This is a genomic window from bacterium Scap17 (genome assembly GCA_013376735.1).
Classification (GTDB): Bacteria; Pseudomonadota; Gammaproteobacteria; order Pseudomonadales; family Halomonadaceae; genus Cobetia.
The window spans coordinates 24,159-41,319 of record VINJ01000001.1; the positions used below are offsets into that span (position 1 = coordinate 24,159).

At 63.2% G+C, this 17,161-nt stretch carries 13 protein-coding genes and 1 pseudogene; 6 read left to right on the plus strand and 8 right to left on the minus strand.

Annotated elements, in window-relative coordinates:
- The first annotated feature begins 14 nt into the window (after positions 1 to 14).
- On the plus strand, positions 15 to 2,432 hold the full coding sequence (gene gyrB / locus FLM52_00105) for a DNA topoisomerase (ATP-hydrolyzing) subunit B (protein ID NVN54225.1): 2,418 nt from the start codon (positions 15 to 17) through the stop codon (positions 2,430 to 2,432).
- A gap of 146 nt (positions 2,433 to 2,578) precedes the next feature.
- Here gyrB and FLM52_00110 read toward each other — a convergent pair whose 3' ends face one another.
- The 5 genes from FLM52_00110 to glyQ all read right to left on the minus strand — a co-directional run bounded on the left by FLM52_00110 (position 2,579) and on the right by glyQ (position 8,318).
- Positions 2,579 to 3,508: a lysophospholipase gene (locus FLM52_00110; protein NVN54226.1), complete on the minus strand. Its 930-nt coding sequence runs from the start codon at positions 3,506 to 3,508 to the stop codon at positions 2,579 to 2,581.
- A gap of 125 nt (positions 3,509 to 3,633) precedes the next feature.
- Positions 3,634 to 4,146: an S-ribosylhomocysteine lyase gene (gene luxS, locus FLM52_00115; protein NVN54227.1), complete on the minus strand. Its 513-nt coding sequence runs from the start codon at positions 4,144 to 4,146 to the stop codon at positions 3,634 to 3,636.
- Positions 4,147 to 4,283: 137 nt separating this feature from the next.
- Positions 4,284 to 4,913: a D-glycero-beta-D-manno-heptose 1,7-bisphosphate 7-phosphatase gene (gene gmhB, locus FLM52_00120; GenBank protein NVN54228.1), complete on the minus strand. Its 630-nt coding sequence runs from the start codon at positions 4,911 to 4,913 to the stop codon at positions 4,284 to 4,286.
- A gap of 376 nt (positions 4,914 to 5,289) precedes the next feature.
- Positions 5,290 to 7,359: a glycine--tRNA ligase subunit beta gene (locus FLM52_00125; protein ID NVN54229.1), complete on the minus strand. Its 2,070-nt coding sequence runs from the start codon at positions 7,357 to 7,359 to the stop codon at positions 5,290 to 5,292.
- Between the two features lie 2 nt (positions 7,360 to 7,361).
- Positions 7,362 to 8,318, minus strand: a complete 957-nt coding sequence (glyQ, locus tag FLM52_00130) for a glycine--tRNA ligase subunit alpha (protein NVN54230.1) — start codon at positions 8,316 to 8,318, stop codon at positions 7,362 to 7,364.
- A 169-nt stretch (positions 8,319 to 8,487) separates the two neighbouring features.
- Between glyQ and rfaD the strand changes: the two genes are divergently transcribed.
- The 3 genes and pseudogenes from rfaD to FLM52_00145 all read left to right on the plus strand — a co-directional run bounded on the left by rfaD (position 8,488) and on the right by FLM52_00145 (position 11,403).
- Positions 8,488 to 9,444, plus strand: a complete 957-nt coding sequence (gene rfaD / locus FLM52_00135; protein NVN54231.1) for an ADP-glyceromanno-heptose 6-epimerase — start codon at positions 8,488 to 8,490, stop codon at positions 9,442 to 9,444.
- A 103-nt stretch (positions 9,445 to 9,547) separates the two neighbouring features.
- The gene (gene waaF / locus FLM52_00140) at positions 9,548 to 10,567 is read left to right on the plus strand and encodes a lipopolysaccharide heptosyltransferase II (protein ID NVN54232.1); all 1,020 of its coding nucleotides are present in this window, start codon (positions 9,548 to 9,550) and stop codon (positions 10,565 to 10,567) included.
- Positions 10,568 to 10,596: 29 nt separating this feature from the next.
- Positions 10,597 to 11,403: pseudogene (locus tag FLM52_00145) on the plus strand (hypothetical protein).
- A 235-nt stretch (positions 11,404 to 11,638) separates the two neighbouring features.
- On the opposite strand, the gene FLM52_00150 reads toward FLM52_00145, so the two are convergent.
- The 3 genes from FLM52_00150 to FLM52_00160 all read right to left on the minus strand — a co-directional run bounded on the left by FLM52_00150 (position 11,639) and on the right by FLM52_00160 (position 14,568).
- Complete coding sequence (locus FLM52_00150) at positions 11,639 to 12,736, minus strand: glycosyltransferase family 4 protein (protein ID NVN54233.1); 1,098 nt, start codon at positions 12,734 to 12,736, stop codon at positions 11,639 to 11,641.
- 38 nt (positions 12,737 to 12,774) lie between these two features.
- Complete coding sequence (locus FLM52_00155) at positions 12,775 to 13,620, minus strand: glycosyltransferase family 2 protein (GenBank protein ID NVN54234.1); 846 nt, start codon at positions 13,618 to 13,620, stop codon at positions 12,775 to 12,777.
- Positions 13,621 to 13,779: 159 nt separating this feature from the next.
- The gene (locus FLM52_00160; GenBank protein ID NVN54235.1) at positions 13,780 to 14,568 is read right to left on the minus strand and encodes a 3-deoxy-D-manno-octulosonic acid kinase; all 789 of its coding nucleotides are present in this window, start codon (positions 14,566 to 14,568) and stop codon (positions 13,780 to 13,782) included.
- On the opposite strand from FLM52_00160, the gene FLM52_00165 reads away from it, so the two are divergent.
- Together FLM52_00165 and hldE are read left to right on the plus strand one after the other, a co-directional pair.
- Complete coding sequence (locus tag FLM52_00165; protein NVN54236.1) at positions 14,567 to 15,730, plus strand: glycosyltransferase family 9 protein; 1,164 nt, start codon at positions 14,567 to 14,569, stop codon at positions 15,728 to 15,730. The two genes, FLM52_00160 and FLM52_00165, sit on opposite strands and share 2 nt — an antisense overlap.
- Positions 15,730 to 17,160, plus strand: coding sequence for a bifunctional D-glycero-beta-D-manno-heptose-7-phosphate kinase/D-glycero-beta-D-manno-heptose 1-phosphate adenylyltransferase HldE (gene hldE / locus FLM52_00170; GenBank protein NVN54237.1), 1,431 nt, complete (start codon positions 15,730 to 15,732; stop codon positions 17,158 to 17,160). The genes FLM52_00165 and hldE overlap by 1 nt, the downstream gene beginning before the upstream one ends.
- The last annotated feature ends 1 nt before the right edge of the window (position 17,161 follow it).

A 17,161-nucleotide genomic window follows, 5' to 3' on the forward strand; every position in this document is an offset into this window, starting at 1 on the left:
CGACGGAGAAGCCAATGAGCGAACAGGCTTACGACTCATCAAGCATCAAGGTCCTCAAGGGTCTGGATGCCGTACGCAAGCGCCCCGGCATGTATATCGGTGATACCGATGACGGCACGGGGCTGCATCATATGGTGTTCGAGCTGGTGGATAACTCCATCGACGAGGCGCTGGCCGGTCACTGTAGCGAAGTCCGGGTCGTTATCCATGCCGACGAGTCAGTTTCCGTCAGCGACAACGGTCGTGGTGTGCCGACCGAGATCCATGAAGAGGAAGGCGTCAGCGCAGCGGAAGTCATCATGACCGTGCTGCACGCCGGCGGTAAGTTCGATGACAACTCCTATAAGGTCTCCGGCGGTCTGCACGGGGTAGGGGTCTCGGTCGTCAACGCGCTATCCGAAGAGCTCAAGCTGACCATCTGGCGTCAGGGCAATGTCCACGAGCAGATCTATCACCATGGCGAGCCGCAGTCGCCGCTGGCCATCGTGGGCCAGACCGAGAAGACCGGCACCCTGGTGCGCTTCAAGCCTTCCCCACAGACCTTTGCCAATATCGAATTCCATTACGATATTCTGGCCAAGCGTCTGCGGGAGCTGTCCTTCCTGAACTCTGGTGTCGCCATCCGTCTGATCGATGAGCGCTCCGCAAAGGAAGAGCTGTTCCATTATGAGGGCGGCCTCAAAGCCTTCGTTGACCATATCAACACCAACAAGGCGCCCTTGAATCCGGTGTTCCATTTCGAGATGGAGCGCGAGGATGGCATAGCCGTCGAAGTGGCGATGCAATGGAATGAAGGCTTCGCCGAGAACATCTTCTGCTACACCAACAATATTCCCCAGCGCGATGGCGGCACGCACCTGGCCGGTTTCCGTGCAGCATTGACGCGCACGCTCAATAGCTATATCGAGGCGGAAGGCCTGCTCAAGAAATCCAAGGTCGGCACGACCGGGGATGATGCCCGTGAAGGTTTGACCGCGATCATCTCGGTCAAGGTGCCGGACCCGAAGTTCTCCTCCCAGACCAAGGACAAGCTGGTCTCTTCCGAGGTCAAGACGGCGGTGGAGCAGGAAATGGGGCGTCTGTTCTCGGATTATCTGATCGAGAAGCCCAACGAAGCCAAGGCCATCGTCAACAAGATGCTGGATGCGGCTCGCGCACGTGAAGCCGCGCGCAAGGCGCGTGATATGACGCGGCGCAAGGGCGCGCTGGATATCGCCGGTCTGCCGGGCAAGCTGGCCGACTGCCAGGAGAAGGACCCGAGCCTCTCGGAACTTTACCTGGTCGAGGGTGATTCCGCTGGTGGCTCCGCCAAGCAGGGGCGTGATCGTCGCACTCAGGCGATCCTGCCGCTGAAGGGCAAGATCCTCAACGTCGAGAAGGCGCGCTTCGACAAGATGCTGTCGTCCGCCGAGGTCGGCACACTGATCACCGCATTGGGTTGTGGTATCGGTCGCGAGGAGTTCAACCCCGACAAGCTGCGCTATCACTCTGTCATCATCATGACGGATGCCGACGTCGATGGTTCGCACATCCGTACCTTGCTGCTGACCTTCTTCTTCCGTCAGATGCCGGAGCTGATCGAGCGCGGTCATATCTTCATTGCCCAGCCACCGCTCTACAAGATCAAGCGTGGCAAGCATGAGCAGTATCTGAAGGACGAGCAGGCGCTGCAGGACTATCTGACCGCCACGGCGCTGGACGGCGGCAAGCTGCACGTCAACGCCGATGCCCCGGGTATCGCCGGCGCTCAGCTGGAAGCACTGGTCAACCAGTATCGTGGCGTGATGAAGCGCATCGATCGTCTGGCGCGTGTCTATCCATCTGCCGTTCTGCGCAAGATCGTGCACGCTCCGCATCTGGATGAGGCCGCTCTCACGGACAAGTCTCAGGTGCAAGGCTGGATCGACGGTCTCCAGAAGGAAATGGATGACCTGATTGCCTATGAGGGTGGCCCGCACTACAGCTTCACTCTCAGCCACGACAGCGAGCGCAATCTCTATCTCCCAGCAGTGACGCTGACGGCACATGGTGTCAGCAGCGATTACCTGTGGGATGTCGACTTCTTCAAGTCCGCCGACTACCGCGAGATGAGTGAGCTGGGCAACATGCTGGAAGGCCTGCTGGAGGCTGGCAGCTACGTCTCGCGCGGTGAGCGCAAGAAGGAAGTCGGCACCTTCTACGAAGCCCTCGACTGGCTGATGAAGGAAGCGGCACGTGGCTTCAGCATTCAGCGCTACAAGGGGCTGGGTGAGATGAACCCGGATCAGCTATGGGAAACCACCATGGATCCGGAGTCCCGTCGCATGCTGCGTGTGACCGTCGAGGATGCGATCGGTGCCGATCAGATGTTCAACACCCTGATGGGTGACGAAGTCGAACCGCGCCGTGACTTCATCGAGCGCTTCGCGCTGGTGGCCAATCTCGACGTCTGATGGCGTTGAGCTAGCGCTTGGCGGATGTCTTGCCAAGCCGGGCCAGAAAAACGGCCCCTGATCTTCGATCAGGGGCCGTTTTTGCATGTGCGTGTTACCGCAATCATTAACAAGGATGACAGTGCGGGACAGGGCTTGGCTCAGTCTCAGCCGGCGCGTTGCTCGTTCAGCCAGGCGGTGATTCGCTCTGCCGTGATAAAGGCTGTCGCAAGCCCCAGGTGATCGATCGTCTCGAGGATTTCCACCTGCGCCACGGAATGGTGGGGTTGCAGACATTGAGCAAGGCGCTCGGCATGAAACGCCTCGTCATGCTCGCCGATCAGCGCCAGCACTGGCAGCTGACGATGGGCGAGCGCCTTGAGGTCACTTTGGTAGTCGCGAGGATTGAGGCCCGTCATCAGGCGCCATGAGTAGGCGTCGGTGGTATGTGCATCGCGGTACTCTGGCGGGATATTGAAGCCAAGCACCTCAATATGATCCAGGCGATGGATGCCGAGCCGGTTCAGCAGCGCGCAGGCCAGCATCCGCGCGATGCGTGGCTGTGCCCAGCGCGAATCACGTCGCATGTTGGGCGCGAGATGATGCAGGTACGGCGCCAGCAATATCACGCCGTGCAACGGAATGTTGGCACGCTGGTGCTGACAGATAGCGGCCGAGAAGCGCAGTGCCAGGCCGCCCCCGGCAGAGTGGCCAGCGACAATGACTCCGGCATCGGCTGGTAGCTCAAGCGACAGGATCAGGTCCTCGAGATCTTCCTCGAGCTGGAGCAGGTGGTCGATGTCGCCACGTCGCTGCGGAGCTGGGCCGTGGCCGCGCAAGTCCGGCGTATGCACATGATGACCAGCCTCAGCCAGGCGCGTTGCCAGCGAAGCGAGATAACGGCTGTCAGCACTGGAGCCATGCAGCAGGATGAGGTGTGAGCGGCTCCCTGACATGCCTGTTGCGGGATAATGGCGACAGCCCAGGCGGCTGTCATCGCGGCAGTGGTAGGGGACGAGTTCATTCGGCGCTGACCACGCTTCCCTGTCTGCCAGGAAGGTCGTGAAATCAAAGGCATGGCGGCTGGAATCTGGCATTGGCTACACTCGCTCGGATGTCACGTCATGAAAAAAGCCCGCTATCTGATCCGGTCAGATAGCGGGCTTTTTCGTTCAAGTGCTCGGCGCACTCGACAGGCTGATCAAGCCCCGTGCCTCAAGGCTCAGTGCGCCTGATTGAGGAAGCCTTCATCCAGCTTCAGCTCGTCATTGCGGTTGACGCCGATATCGCGGGACAGGATGTTGCTGGCGATCTGCTTGGCTTCTTCCAGAGAGTGCATCTGTGCGGTGCCGCACTGATAGACGTTGAGCTCCGGAATCTCTTCCTGACGCGCCACGTTGAGCACGTCCTGCATGGCAGCAGACCAGGCAGCGGCAACGCGAGCTTCTTCCGGTTCACCGATCAGGCTCATGTAGAAACCGGTACGGCAACCCATCGGTGAGATATCGATGATCTCGACATCATCACCGTTGAGGTGCTCGCGCATGAAGCCGGCGAACAGGTGCTCGAGGGTGTGAATGCCCTTCTCGGAGAGAATCTCTTCATTCGGCACGCAGAAGCGCAGGTCGAAGACGGTGATGTTGTCGCCTTTCGGGGTGCCCATCTTCTTGGCCACGCGCACGGCGGGCGCCTTCATGATGGTGTGATCGACAGTGAAGCTATCCAGCAGTGGCATGTGAAGCCTCCAGCATGAGGAAGTTAGACAGGCAGGCAGTTGCCCGCCCGGATTCATGTCTGAAGGGTAGCATATCGCCGCTGTTGATTAGAGAGGCAAGCGCGCCGTGCGCAGGGTTCTCGCCGGGCAGGCGCGCCTCACAGATAGCTTTCGGCAGCGGCTTCACAGCTCACGCAGCGGCGCTGGGACTTTCCCGGCTCACCATCCGACATGGGGTGGTTGAGCTCACCATCGAGCAGGCGGTTGGTGAAGTCGGCCAGGTTGGCCACTACCAGCACGTCCTTGAGCCCCTCGCCATCTGCCAGCGTCTTCTGGCCCTTGCCGGTCATCACCAGCGCGGCGCGACAGCCGGCCTTCTGGCCCGCGATGAGGTCACGCAGGCTGTCGCCCAGCATCCAGGCTCCTTCAAAGTCGGGAATCTGCAGGGCATCCTGGATCTGGTGGAGCAGGCCGGGTTCGGGCTTGCGGCAATCGCAGCCGTCGTCCGGGCCATGTGGGCAGTACGCAATGTGAGCGATATCGCCACCGGCTTCCTTCACCAGCTGCATCATCTTGGTGTGCATCTGGTCGAGTTCGCGGTGGCCGAAATGGCCACGGGCGATGCCGGACTGATTGGTCGCCACGGCCACGGTGTAGCCAGCGCGGGTCAGACGGGCGATGGCCTGGATGGAAGTGGGGTATTCGATCCACTCCTCGGCATTCTTGACGAAGGCATCGGAGTCTTCATTGATGACACCATCACGGTCGAGCACGATCAGTTTTTGCATGGTCAACTCTTCACTTCAGGGCAGTCAGGGGCGTCAGCCGGGCTGCTTGTCAGGGGTCGCCGCTTTGCCTGGGAAATTGTGAGCTGAGTCACAAGATGACGCTCGCACATGGGGATGGGCAAATGGCGCCGAGTGCTCGAAGTGCATGGTGCGACAGGCTGCCGCGCTTTTCGAACACTGTTTCTATACTGGAATACTAGTGCGACCTAGGTAGGGGATCAAGGCAGAAATTGTGACATCGCTGCCGTGTTGCGTGAAATCCTGTCACGCAACACGGCATTTCAGGACCCCGGATACAAAAGAACCCCGCCGTGGCGGGGTTCTTTTGCAGAGGCTGCGATTCAACGATGTCAGGGACACCGTGGATCGGCAGATCTCATTGGGTCAGCAGACTGATGTCGGCCACACCCATGAACAGGCCTTGCAGACTCGCCAGCATCGCCAGACGATTGGCGCGCACGGCGGCATCGTCGGCGTTGACCATCACCTGATCGAAGAAGGCATCGACCGGCTCGCGCAGGCTGGCCAGTGCATCGAGGGCCTCCTGGTAGCGCGCCGCTTCGAACAGTGGTGCCACTTCCGCGCCACGTGCCGTCAGGGCGTCTGCCAATGCCTGCTCGGCCGGCTCGCTCAGCAGGCTCGCATCCACCTCGGTGCGACCATCGTGCTTGGCCTTGGCGAGGATGTTGGAGACACGCTTGTTGGCTGCCGCCAGAGCAGCGGCTTCCGGGCGTTCGCCGAAGGCGTGCACGGCACGCAGACGCCGTGCGAAGTCCAGCGGGTTGCTGATCTTCAGGGTACGCACGGCCAGGTACAGCTCGGCCCCCATACCTTCGTCGTTGGCCCAGGCGCGGAAGCGATCGAGCATGTACTCGAGCACGTCCTCGGCCAGTCCTTCGGCCTTGGGCAGATCACGATGCTGCTCGGCGCTGACGCTCAGCAGCTCGCGCAGGTCGAGGTCCAGCTCACCCTTGATCAGGATGTTGAGCACCCCGATGGTGGCGCGACGCAGCGCGAACGGGTCCTTGGCGCCGGTCGGACGCTGACCGATACCGAAGATGCCGGTCAGGGTGTCGAGACGGTCGGCCAGGGCAATCGCCATGCCGGCCTTGGTCGTGGGGATCGCATCACCGGCGAAGCGCGGCAGATACTGCTCTTCCAGCGCGAGAGCGACGGTGGCATCTTCGCCATCGTGACGGGCGTAGTAGTGGCCCATGATGCCCTGCAGTTCCGGGAACTCCAGCACCATCTCGGTGACCAGGTCGGTCTTGGCCAGCTGTGCAGCACGTGCGGCGTGGTCGACATCAGCGCCGATGCGTTCCGCGATGTGGCGTGCCACGGCTTCGCTGCGACGGGCCTTCTCGGCCATGCTGCCCAGCTTCTGCTGGAAGACGACGCTCTCGAGCTTCTCGCGACGCGATTCCAGCGTGCTGCGCAGGTCGGTCTCGTAGAAGAAGGCGGCATCGCCCAGACGCGGACGAATCACCTTCTCGTTACCGGAGATGACCTGTTGCGGGTCCTTGCTCTCGATATTGGAGATGGTGATGAAGGCCGGCTTGAGCTTGCCGTCGTTGTCCAGCAGGTGGAAGTACTTCTGATTGGCCTTCATGGAGGAGATCAGACACTCCGCCGGCACTTCCAGGAAGCGCTCGTCGAAGGTGCCCGTCAGTGCCACCGGCCATTCCACGAGGCCGTTGACCTCGTTGAGCAGGGCTTCCTCGATGACGGCGTTGGCACCATAGACTTCTGCCTCGGCCTGGACCTGTTCGCGGATACGCTCACGACGCACCTCACGGTTGGCCAGCACGCGGGCGCCTTCCAGCGCGTCGAGGTAGTCCTCGGCGTGCGCCAGCGTGATGGCCTGCGGCGCATGGAAGCGGTGACCGAAAGTGGTACGACCGGAGTCGAGGCCGAGCACGCTGGCCTCGATCACTTCGCTGCCGTAGAGCGCGACCAGCCAATGCACCGGACGCGAGAACTCGATGCGTGAGGCACCCCAGCGCATGTTCTTCGGCACCGGCAGGCGAGCCACGACCTGCTCCAGCATGGCCGGCAGCAGGGCGGAGAGGTGCTCGCCCGGCTGGGTGTGACGATAGCCGAGCCAAGTGCCCTTGTCGGTTTCCAGCTCGATCAGGTCACTGACTTCGACCCCGCAGGAGCGGGCGAAGCCCTGCACCGCGCGAGTCGGTTCGCCATCCTTGAAGGCGGCGGCCTTGGCCGGTCCGCGCTTCTCGATCTCGCGGTCCGGCTGGCGCTCGGCCAGGGATTCGATCATCACCGCCAGACGACGCGGTGTGGCGTAGGCACGTACCTGACCGAAGGCGACTTCGGCGTCGCGCAGGCCATCGGCGAGGCCGTTGGCGAGGCTGTCAGCGAGTGCGTCGATGGCGCCAGGCGGCAGTTCCTCGCAGCCCAGTTCGATCAGCAGGGTATTCACGGAGGCCATGCTTACGCGTCTCCCTCGGTAGTGGTGTCATCGGCGGCGAGCAGCTCATCACGCAGCGCCTGCGGGGCCAGCGGGAAGCCGGCGGCCTTGCGCGAATCGTAATAGGCGTGGGCCACATCACGGGCGAGAGTGCGCACGCGCAGGATGTAGCGCTGACGCTCGGTGACGGAGATGGCGTGGCGCGCATCCAGCAGGTTGAAGGTATGTGATGCCTTCAGTACCTGCTCGTAGGCCGGCAGCGGCAGGTTGGCGGTCAGCAGCTTCTGGCACTCGCTCTCGCAGTGATCGAAGGCAGCGAACAGCTCCGGCACGGCGGCGTGCTCGAAGTTGTAGGCCGACTGCTCCTTCTCGTTCTGCAGGAAGACGTCACCATAGGTCACGACGGAGCCGTCCGGCGCGGTGGTCCAGATCAGGTCGTAGACGCTGTCCACGTCCTGCAGGTACATCGCGATGCGCTCGAGGCCGTAGGTCAGCTCGCCGGTGACCGGGAAGCATTCGATGCCACCTGCCTGCTGGAAGTAGGTGAACTGGGTCACTTCCATGCCGTTGAGCCACATTTCCCAGCCGAGGCCCCAGGCGCCCAGCGTCGGAGATTCCCAGTTGTCCTCGACGAAACGGATGTCGTGGACCAGCGGGTCGATGCCCAGACGCTCCAGCGAGCCCAGATAGAGCTCCTGCAGGTTGGCCGGTGACGGCTTCATCACCACCTGGAACTGATAATAGTGCTGCAGGCGATTGGGGTTTTCGCCGTAGCGGCCGTCGGTGGGACGGCGGGAAGGCTGCACGTAGGCAGCGTTCCAGGTTTCAGGACCGATGGAGCGCAGGAAGGTCGCCGGGTGGAAAGTCCCCGCGCCAACCTCCATATCCAATGGTTGCAGGATGATGCAACCCTGTTCGGCCCAGTATTGCTGCAGGGCCAGAATCAGGCCCTGGAAGGTTTTCACGTCTGGCTGTGTCATTGGTGAAGCCCGTTGGCCCATGAATTCGAGAACTGCCGAGTATACAATCCCCGCTTATCGGGTTATAGGCCGCAGACGAAACCGAGTGCGTGCCATTTCCAAATTCTGATGTGTCGCGTTCCTGAACGCGCGCGTTGCCTACAAGCCTCTAGAGGCTCTGGGAGCTCAAATGATCGTCGTTACCGGAGGCGCCGGCTTCATCGGTGCCAATATCGTCAAGGCACTCAATGACCGCGGCCGTACCGATATCCTGGTGGTGGATGACCTGAGTGACGGCACCAAGTTCATCAATCTGGCGGACCTGACCATCGCCGATTACCTCGACAAGGACGACTTCCTGATTCGCGTCCAGTCGAGCCTGATGGGCGAGTATGCCGAGTTGCCGAAGATCGAGGCGATCTTCCACGAAGGCGCCTGCTCGGACACCACCGAGTGGGACGGCCAGTTCATGCTCGAGAACAACTTCGAGTACTCCAAGGTGCTGCTCAACTTCTGCGAAGCGAACCAGATTCCCTTCCTCTACGCGAGCTCCGCGGCGACCTACGGCGACAGCCAGGTCTTCAAGGAAACGCCGGAGTTCGAAGGTCCGCTCAACGTCTACGGCTACTCCAAGCTGCTGTTCGATCAGCACGTGCGCCAGCGCTGGGACAGCCTGACCACCCAGGTCGTCGGCTTCCGCTATTTCAATGTCTACGGCCCGCGTGAGCAGCACAAGGGCAAGATGGCCAGCGTTGCCTATCACCATCACACCCAGGTGAAGGCGGGCGAGAACCCCAAGCTGTTCGGCGCCTACGATGGCTTTGAAGCCGGCATGCAGAGCCGTGACTTCGTCTATGTCGGTGATGTGGTCGACGTGAACCTGTGGTTCCTCGATCACCCGGAAGCCTCCGGCATCTTCAATCTGGGCACCGGTCGCGCCGAGCCGTTCAAGGCGATCGCCGAGACCGTCATCGAGTACTACGAGAAGGGCGAGATCGAGTACATCGACTTCCCGGAAAACCTCAAGGGCCGCTACCAGAGCTTCACGCGTGCCGATATCGGCAAGCTGCGCAAGGCCGGCTGCAACGTCGAGTTCAAGACCGTTGCCCAGGGCACGCGCGCCTATCTCGAATGGCTGAATCGCTGAACTCGAGGGACTGCAGCGCCGAGCCTGAAGGTCTGCAGCGCAAGGGCGATGGGGCAGGGCAAGCGCACCCGCAAGGAGGATTGGCCGTGAAGAGGAGCAAGGCATGAGTGAGCGCATTCTGGTGGTCGGGCCCAGCTGGGTCGGCGACATGGTGATGGCGCAGAGCCTGTTCATGACGCTGAAGCAGCGCTCGCCCGGCTGCCGGATCAGTGTGCTGGCGCCCGCCTGGTCGCAGCCGATCATCGAGCGCATGCCCGAGGTCGAGGAGGCACTGGCGTTGCCGGCGGGGCATGGTGACTTCGCCCTCAAGGCGCGCTGGCAGCTCGGGCGTTCGCTGCGTGGACGCTTCGACCGCGCCATCGTGTTGCCGCGCTCGTGGAAGTCAGCGCTGGTACCGTTCTTCGCGCGCATTCCGGTGCGGGTCGGCTTCACCGGTGAGCAGCGCTACGGCCTGCTCACCGAGTGCCGCAGGCTCGACAAGTCGGTGCTCGATCAGACCGTCAAGCGCTTCACGTCACTGGGCCTGCCCGTTGAGGAGGCCAATCCGCCAGTGGGCATCCCGGAGCCCTGTCTCGTCACCGACAGCGCCAATCAGCAGCGTCTGCGCGATGAGCTGGGGCTGATGGCGCCGCCGGCCCCCATCATCGGCATGATGCCGGGGGCGGAGTACGGCCCGGCCAAGCAGTGGCCGCTGGCGCATTTTCGTGCGCTGGCCGAGTCCTTGATCCGACAGGGGACCGAGGTGCGTATCTTCGGTGGCCCCAAGGATGTCGCGGCGGGGGAGGAGATCGCCCAGGGACTGGCGGGTGTCCACAATCTGTGTGGCAAGACGCGGCTGGCGGATGCGGTGGACCTGATCGCTGAGTGTCGGGAAGTGGTCAGCAATGACTCCGGCCTGATGCATGTCGCGGCTGCGGTAGGTGCCCGTATCCAGGGTATCTACGGCTCCTCGTCACCGCATTACACGCCGCCGCTGACGGCCAATCGCGAGATCCACTGGCTGGCGCTGGACTGTTCGCCCTGCTTCAAGCGCGTCTGCCCGCTGGGGCATACCAATTGCCTGAATCATATTGCTCCCGAGCGACTGTTGACGGCGATCTCGCTGGATGAGGATGCGCGGTGAACCGGCCGAGTAACCGTACGACGGATGATCTGATCCACCCGCGCATGCGCGGGGCCATGCGGCGTGCCCAGCGAGTCGAGGCGCTGCGTGCCTGGTGCGAGCACCACCTGATACTGCCGTTCAGCCGTTGCTGGTTGATGCGCTGGAAGCGCCAGCGCGCACGTCATCAGCTCCTTGAGCGCCGTGGCCTGCCGCGCCATGCGCTGGAAGACGTGATGGGGCAGGAGGCGTTGACGCTCTGGATCAACCCGCGTGAGCTGGTACGCGACGTCAACTTCGGGCGCGACAAGCGCAAGCGTCCTTCCTCCAACGCCTTCATCTGGGATGGCGACTGGGACCTGCGACGCGGTGCTTTCCGCTTCGGTTCACGCTCGCGCCTGATGCGAGACCTGATCGAGCATGGCGATGACCTGACAGTGACCGAGCGCTATCAGCACCTGAAGGCCTTGCTGGATGCCGGCAAGCCCTGGTCGTCACCGCGTGATGGACTGTTGATGGACAGCGAAGAGCAGATTCTCGGCTATCTGCGCTGTTATCGCGGTTATCTGCAGGACATGGCCAGCAATGGCTTTCGTCAGGGGGTCACCAAGGACGAGATGGGCGTCGCAGTGACGCGTGAGGGTCGCCTGCTCAAGATCAACCGTGGCCTGCACCGGCTGGCCATGGCGCAACAGGTCGGGGTGCCCAGCGTGCCTGTCGTCATCAAGGCGGTGCATCGTGAGTTCTGGGACAGGGTGACCGCTGGTGTCGAAGGCGATGAGGCGCTTGAGAGGTTGCAGGCTGCGCTGCAAGAGTGTCGCCCCGAAAGCGAACCCGGCCCGCTGGACCCCAGGACCTACCCCGTATTGGGTGTGGACGAGGGCTGGCCGGATCTGCGCGGCCTGGAGGACGTTGATTCGCGCGCCTGAGCTTCTGACCTGCTGTCTGGAAAAACGAAAAAGCCCTGTTTCATTGTGATGTTTCACATGAAACAGGGCTTTTTTTCGTTCTTTAGCCGAGGGATAGGTGCCTGGATGATAGGTGCCTGGACGATAGGTGCTTGTGGGCCAGGTGTCTGAGGTGAAAAGCGGTCTAGCGTGCCAGCCGCTGATAAAGCCCCAGATAGGCCTCGCCCATGGCGCTGGGAGTGAAGCGTGCCAGATGCGCACGTGCCCCCGCGACCAGCCGCTCCCGACGTGGTGCATCAGCGACGAGTGCCACGATGGCGGCAGCCAGTGCCTGGGCATCGCCGCTGGGCACCAGCACGCCGGTGCTGTCGTCATGCACGATATCGGGGATGCCATCCACATCGCTTGCGATGATCGGGACGCCGTGATCCATCACGTCGAGCAGAATCGAGCCGAGACCCTCGTTGCGCGACGGGAAGGCGAACAGATCGAAGGCTTCCAGATAGTCGCCGACATTGGTGTGGAAGCCTTCCCAGAGCAGATTGTCGAGATCGGCACTTTCCGCCTTGAAGGCCGCTTCGTCCTCGCCGGCCCCCAGGCAGACGAACAGCAGCTGCGGGTGGCTGTCGCGCAGCCTGCGGGCCGCCTCGATCAGCACCCGCTGGCCCTTGTGGCGGTCCACCAGGGCGCCGACATGCCCGATGACAACACGATCTCCTGCGGGCGTATTGCCGAAGCGCTGGCGTAGCTCGGCCACGGCTTGCTTGTCGCTGGGCAGGTGGGCGAGGGTGCTGGGGATCAACGCCGTCTCACCCCATTGGCGCTCGCGCAGGTGAGATTCGATCACCGACGAAATCGCCACCCGGCAGGCGGCCGCGCGATAGGTCAGGCGATTGAAGGGCTTGTCCTTCACCGGCTGGGGCACCCGGCGTGTCAGCAGGTAGGGCGTGCCGGTGAGGCGCTGATGCAGCCATGCCCAGTGCACGGCCTTGGCTTCATGAGCATGCACGATGTCGGCGCGGGGCTGGCCGAGATGGCCCTTGAAACGTCCGCTGATCTCGATCACTTCCACCGTGACAGCCAGCTCGAGCGCCGCCAGTTCGCGGATCAAGGGCGACCCTTGCAGACACACCAGTGACTGGCGGATCGGCGCGCCGGCTTCGCCGTTCTCCCTCGGGCTTGCGCGTCGCGCCAGGTCTGCGATCAGGTTGAGTGTCTGGCGCTCACCGCCGCGAAAGCCACGTGCCAGATTGACGTGGCGTACATGAAGCGGGCGCGTCATACCTCGCGCGGCAGTCGGCTCACGGCTAGAGGTCATGGTCACCATACCTTGTTGAAATCTTCGGCCTCACGCACCTTGGCGTCGCGCTGGAATTCCAGCAGCTTGGCGTATTTCAGGTAGGCATTGACGCTGGCCGACAGCGCCACCGAGAAGCCATCGACGCCATCGCGGAAGCCGGCCTGGAAGACGAACTTGCGCATGAAGGCATTGCTAGCATGCAGGAAGGGCGTGAAGGCGTTGGCGCGTTTTCCCTTCTGATACATGATCTTGGCGGCGCGGTTCGAGAAACGGCCACTGGCCTTGACGAACAGCTCACCGAGATTGGCGAAGCTGTAATGCTCGAGATCGGCGTCCAGTTCACAGGGATGGTTGGACTGCACCGAGCTGTGCTGACGCGAATCGCGGAAGGCGAGTTTCTCGCGGTCATACAGGCGCAGGCAGTAATCGGGATACCAGCCGGCATGTCGCACCCAGCGCGAGCCGATGAAGTTGCGACGGCGCAGCGCGAAGCCGTCGTGGGGTGTGCTGTCGAGTGCCAGTTCGCGGATGGCGCTGACGGCACCGTCGGTCAGGCGCTCATCGGCATCCAGTGACAGCACCCAGCGGTGACTGGCATGGCTCGGCCCGACATTCTTCTGCGGCCCGTCGCCCAGGTAGGGTTGATCGATCACCACGGCACCCATGTTGCGCGCCAGTTCGCAGGTGGCATCGGTGGAGCCGGAATCGACCACGATCAGCTCCTCGCAGACCTGGCCCAGCGAGCGCAGGCAGTCCTCGATGTTGTGGGCTTCATTGAGGGTGATGACACAGCCGGTGATGGGCACCGCAGTGCGCAGCTTGCCATCGGGTGAAGGGGCGGCCGAGGCCTCGTCGCTCGTGTTCATGACGGTCTCTGTCTTGAGAGCGCCTGCAGCACGACGGGGTGTGGCAGGCGCCGATGGGACGCAGTGGCAGGCTCGCCTGGGCGAAGCGTCTGCCGACGATTCATGTCGCTATCGTACACTGCATGGGCGTCGATGCCTGCAGGGCGATACGCTGCAGGTTCAGGCGTGATAGGCGCTGCGAATACGGGCCAGGCACGCCGCGTGATGCGTCGGGGTGAAGCGGGCCAGTGAACGCCCCAGGCGGGAGAGATTGTTCTTGCGCCAGCGTGCGTCGGCAGGTGCCTCGGCATGCAGCTGGCAGCGATCGAGATCGATCACGTAGACGCGTTCGCTTTCGTCGACCAGCAGATTGCGTGCATTGAGATCGACATGCTCAAGCCCGGCATCATGCACGCCGCGGATGGCGTGGCCAGCCGTATCGAGCAGGCGGAGCACGGCCTCGGGCAGCTCGGCCCCGGCAGGCAGGCGCTGTGCTTCGAGGGCGATCAGGTCATCGGCGAAGGCGCGTGCGCCAGGAATCAGCACCGTGATCAGGGCGGCCTCGTAGGTCAGACCATGCCGCCACACGCAGGCACCGACGGGCTCTGGCACCGGCAGCCCCTGGCGATACAGACGCTCCGTCAGGCGCAGTTCGGCGAAGGCGCGGGTGCGCTCAAGGCCGGTATAGAGGTAGCGCTGACTGGCGAGCTTCGCGATCAGGCCGCCGCGACGATAGGGGCGCAGTGCCCAGCGGCAAGCCGGTGTCGCGTTGGTATTGGCGGGTTGCAGCTCGGCGGGCAAACGACAGACATCGAGGAACAGACTCGCCCCGCGCCCCGGCGCTTCGCCGGTCACGGCGTCGTGTTCACGCCAGAACGATGGCATGAACCAGTCCGGCGTCATTTGTGGCGCTGTTTCGCCATCATATAGAATGTGGGCATTCTCATTTCGGAAAACTGCCATCCGCATGAAGCATCCTCTCCCTGCCCAGCCCGCACATATCTGCGTGCTCCGGCTCTCCGCTCTCGGCGATGTCTGCAATCTTGTGCCAACGGTACGCGCCTTGCAGCGTCAGTGGCCTGAGGCCCGCATTACCTGGATCGTCGGCAAGGGGGAGCACAGTCTACTGTCCGGCCTGACCGGGGTCGAGTTCGTGGTCTACGACAAGTCCACCGGTCTTGCGGGCATGCGTGCCATCTGGCGACAGCTCAAGGACACGCACTTCGATGTGCTGCTGCACATGCAGCAGGCGCTGCGCGCCAGTGCGCTGTCGCTGGGCCTCAAGGCCAAGGTGCGCATCGGTTATGACCGTGCGCGTGCCAAGGACTGGCAGTACCTCTTTACCTCCCATCAGCTGGCCCCGCGAGAGCGCGCCCACGTGCTGGAGTCGTTCATGGACTTCGCGCGTACGTTGGGTGTCGAGGACTGCCGCCTCGACTGGCGTCTCGATGTGCCGCCCGAGGCCTACACCGAAGCCGCACGCGTCACTGGCGAGGCGCCGTATCTGATCATCAGTCCGTGTGCCAATCCGCGACTGCGCAACTTCCGCAACTGGTCGCCGGAAGGCTATGCGGCGGTCGTAGACCATGCCTGGCAGCAATATGGCATCCGCAGCGTGATGACCGGTGGCGGCAGCCCGCAGGAGCGTGAAATGGGCGCGCGCATCAAGGCGCTGGTCAGTGAGGGCGCGGTCATCGATGCCATCGGTGGTACCTCGCTCAAGGGCCTGCTGGCGATGATCGATCGCGCGGTGGCGGTGATCGCGCCGGACTCCGGCCCGGTGCACATGGGCAACGCGCTCGACACGCCGGTGATCGGCCTGTATGCCACCACCAACCCGGAGCGCGCCGCGCCTTACTGCTGGCAGCATCTGGTGGTCAATCGCTATCCGGACGCCGTGAAGACCTATCTTCACAAGCAGATGGACGAGATCAACTGGGGGCAGCGCGTGCGCCATCAGGACGCCATGAGCCTGATCCGCGCCGAGGATGTCATCGCGCGCCTCGCTGAGCTGCTGGCGGACACCGATGGCGTCATTCGCGGCCAGAGCTGCGAACGTCTGCCGGTCGCGGCTGTCTCCTCTACGGATACCGCTTCTTCCCAATCCCCCTATGCACGCGGAGACGCCTGATGAAGCTTGATCTGACTGCGCTTGAACAGGCTCGCCTGCTGGTCGTGGGTGATGTGATGCTCGACCGCTACTGGCACGGTGGCACCTCACGCATCTCGCCGGAAGCGCCGGTACCGGTGGTACGAGTCGGCGAGAGCGAAGACCGCCCCGGCGGTGCTGCCAACGTCGCGCTCAACATCGCCTCGCTCGGCGCACACGCCACCCTCGCCGGTGTCGTCGGTCAGGATGACAACGCCGCCATCCTTACCCGCGCATTGGAAAACGCCAATGTCATCACGCGCTTCCAGGCCAGTGAAAGCGTGCCGACCATCACCAAGCTGCGCGTGATGAGCCGCAATCAGCAGCTGCTGCGCCTCGATTTCGAGGAGCCGTTGCACGAGGTGGATACCAGCGCGCTGGTGAGCCAAGTCGAGGCCGAGCTGGGCGCCAGTGGCGTGATGATTCTCTCCGACTACGGCAAGGGCTCGCTGAATCAGGTCGAGGCGCTGATCGCCGCCGCGCGTGCGGCGGGCAAGCGTGTGCTGGTCGACCCCAAGGGCAGTGATTTCTCGCGCTATCGCGGCGCCAGCATCATCACCCCCAACCTGACCGAGTTCGAAACCATCGTCGGGCCGTGCCGCAGCGATGAGGAACTGGCCGAGAAGGGCGAGGCGCTGCGTGCCGAGCTCGAGCTGGAAGCCCTGCTGGTGACCCGCAGCGAAAAGGGCATGACCCTGATCCGCGAGGGCTATCAGCCGCTGCACCTGCCGACGCATGCGCGTGAGGTCTACGACGTCACCGGTGCCGGCGATACCGTGATCGGCGTGCTGGGTCTGGCGCTGGCGGCCGGTCACGCCTTCCCGGAAGCCGTGATGCTGGCCAACCTGGCCGCGGGTCTGGTGGTTGCCAAGCCGGGTACCGCGACCCTGTCGGTGGCGGAGCTCTACACCGCGCTGCACGGCGACAAGCTGGCGGAATTCGGCGTGATCCAGGAGGCGGCGCTCATCCCGGCAGTGAAGGCCGCCCAGGCACGCGGTGAGCGCGTGGTGATGACCAATGGCTGCTTCGACATCCTGCACGCCGGTCACGTGGCCTACCTGCAGGAAGCGGCACGCCATGGCGATCGCCTGATCGTGGCCGTCAACGACGACGACTCGGTGGCACGCCTCAAGGGGCCGACACGCCCGATCAATCCCGTGCTGCGTCGTATGCAGGTGCTGGCGGGCCTCGGTGCGGTCGCCTGGGTGGTGCCCTTCAGCGAAGACACCCCGGCACGCCTGATCGAGGCCGTACTGCCGGATGTACTGGTCAAGGGCGGCGACTATCGCCCTGAAGAGATTGCCGGGGGAGAGGCAGTGATCGCCAATGGCGGTGAAGTCCGCGTGCTCGGTTTCGAGGACGGCGTCTCCACCACCGCGATGATCGCCACCATTCTCGATCGCGAGGACTAGG

Coding starts and splice junctions, on each gene's coding strand:
- gyrB (NVN54225.1), top strand. CDS start 15: ATGAGCGAACAGGCTTACGACTCATCAAGCATCAAGGTCCTCAAGGGT.
- FLM52_00110 (NVN54226.1), bottom strand. CDS start 3,508: ATGCCAGATTCCAGCCGCCATGCCTTTGATTTCACGACCTTCCTGGCA.
- luxS (NVN54227.1), bottom strand. CDS start 4,146: ATGCCACTGCTGGATAGCTTCACTGTCGATCACACCATCATGAAGGCG.
- gmhB (NVN54228.1), bottom strand. CDS start 4,913: ATGCAAAAACTGATCGTGCTCGACCGTGATGGTGTCATCAATGAAGAC.
- FLM52_00125 (NVN54229.1), bottom strand. CDS start 7,359: ATGGCCTCCGTGAATACCCTGCTGATCGAACTGGGCTGCGAGGAACTG.
- glyQ (NVN54230.1), bottom strand. CDS start 8,318: ATGACACAGCCAGACGTGAAAACCTTCCAGGGCCTGATTCTGGCCCTG.
- rfaD (NVN54231.1), top strand. CDS start 8,488: ATGATCGTCGTTACCGGAGGCGCCGGCTTCATCGGTGCCAATATCGTC.
- waaF (NVN54232.1), top strand. CDS start 9,548: ATGAGTGAGCGCATTCTGGTGGTCGGGCCCAGCTGGGTCGGCGACATG.
- FLM52_00150 (NVN54233.1), bottom strand. CDS start 12,736: ATGACGCGCCCGCTTCATGTACGCCACGTCAATCTGGCACGTGGCTTT.
- FLM52_00155 (NVN54234.1), bottom strand. CDS start 13,620: ATGAACACGAGCGACGAGGCCTCGGCCGCCCCTTCACCCGATGGCAAG.
- FLM52_00165 (NVN54236.1), top strand. CDS start 14,567: ATGAAGCATCCTCTCCCTGCCCAGCCCGCACATATCTGCGTGCTCCGG.
- FLM52_00160 (NVN54235.1), bottom strand. CDS start 14,568: ATGCGGATGGCAGTTTTCCGAAATGAGAATGCCCACATTCTATATGAT.
- hldE (NVN54237.1), top strand. CDS start 15,730: ATGAAGCTTGATCTGACTGCGCTTGAACAGGCTCGCCTGCTGGTCGTG.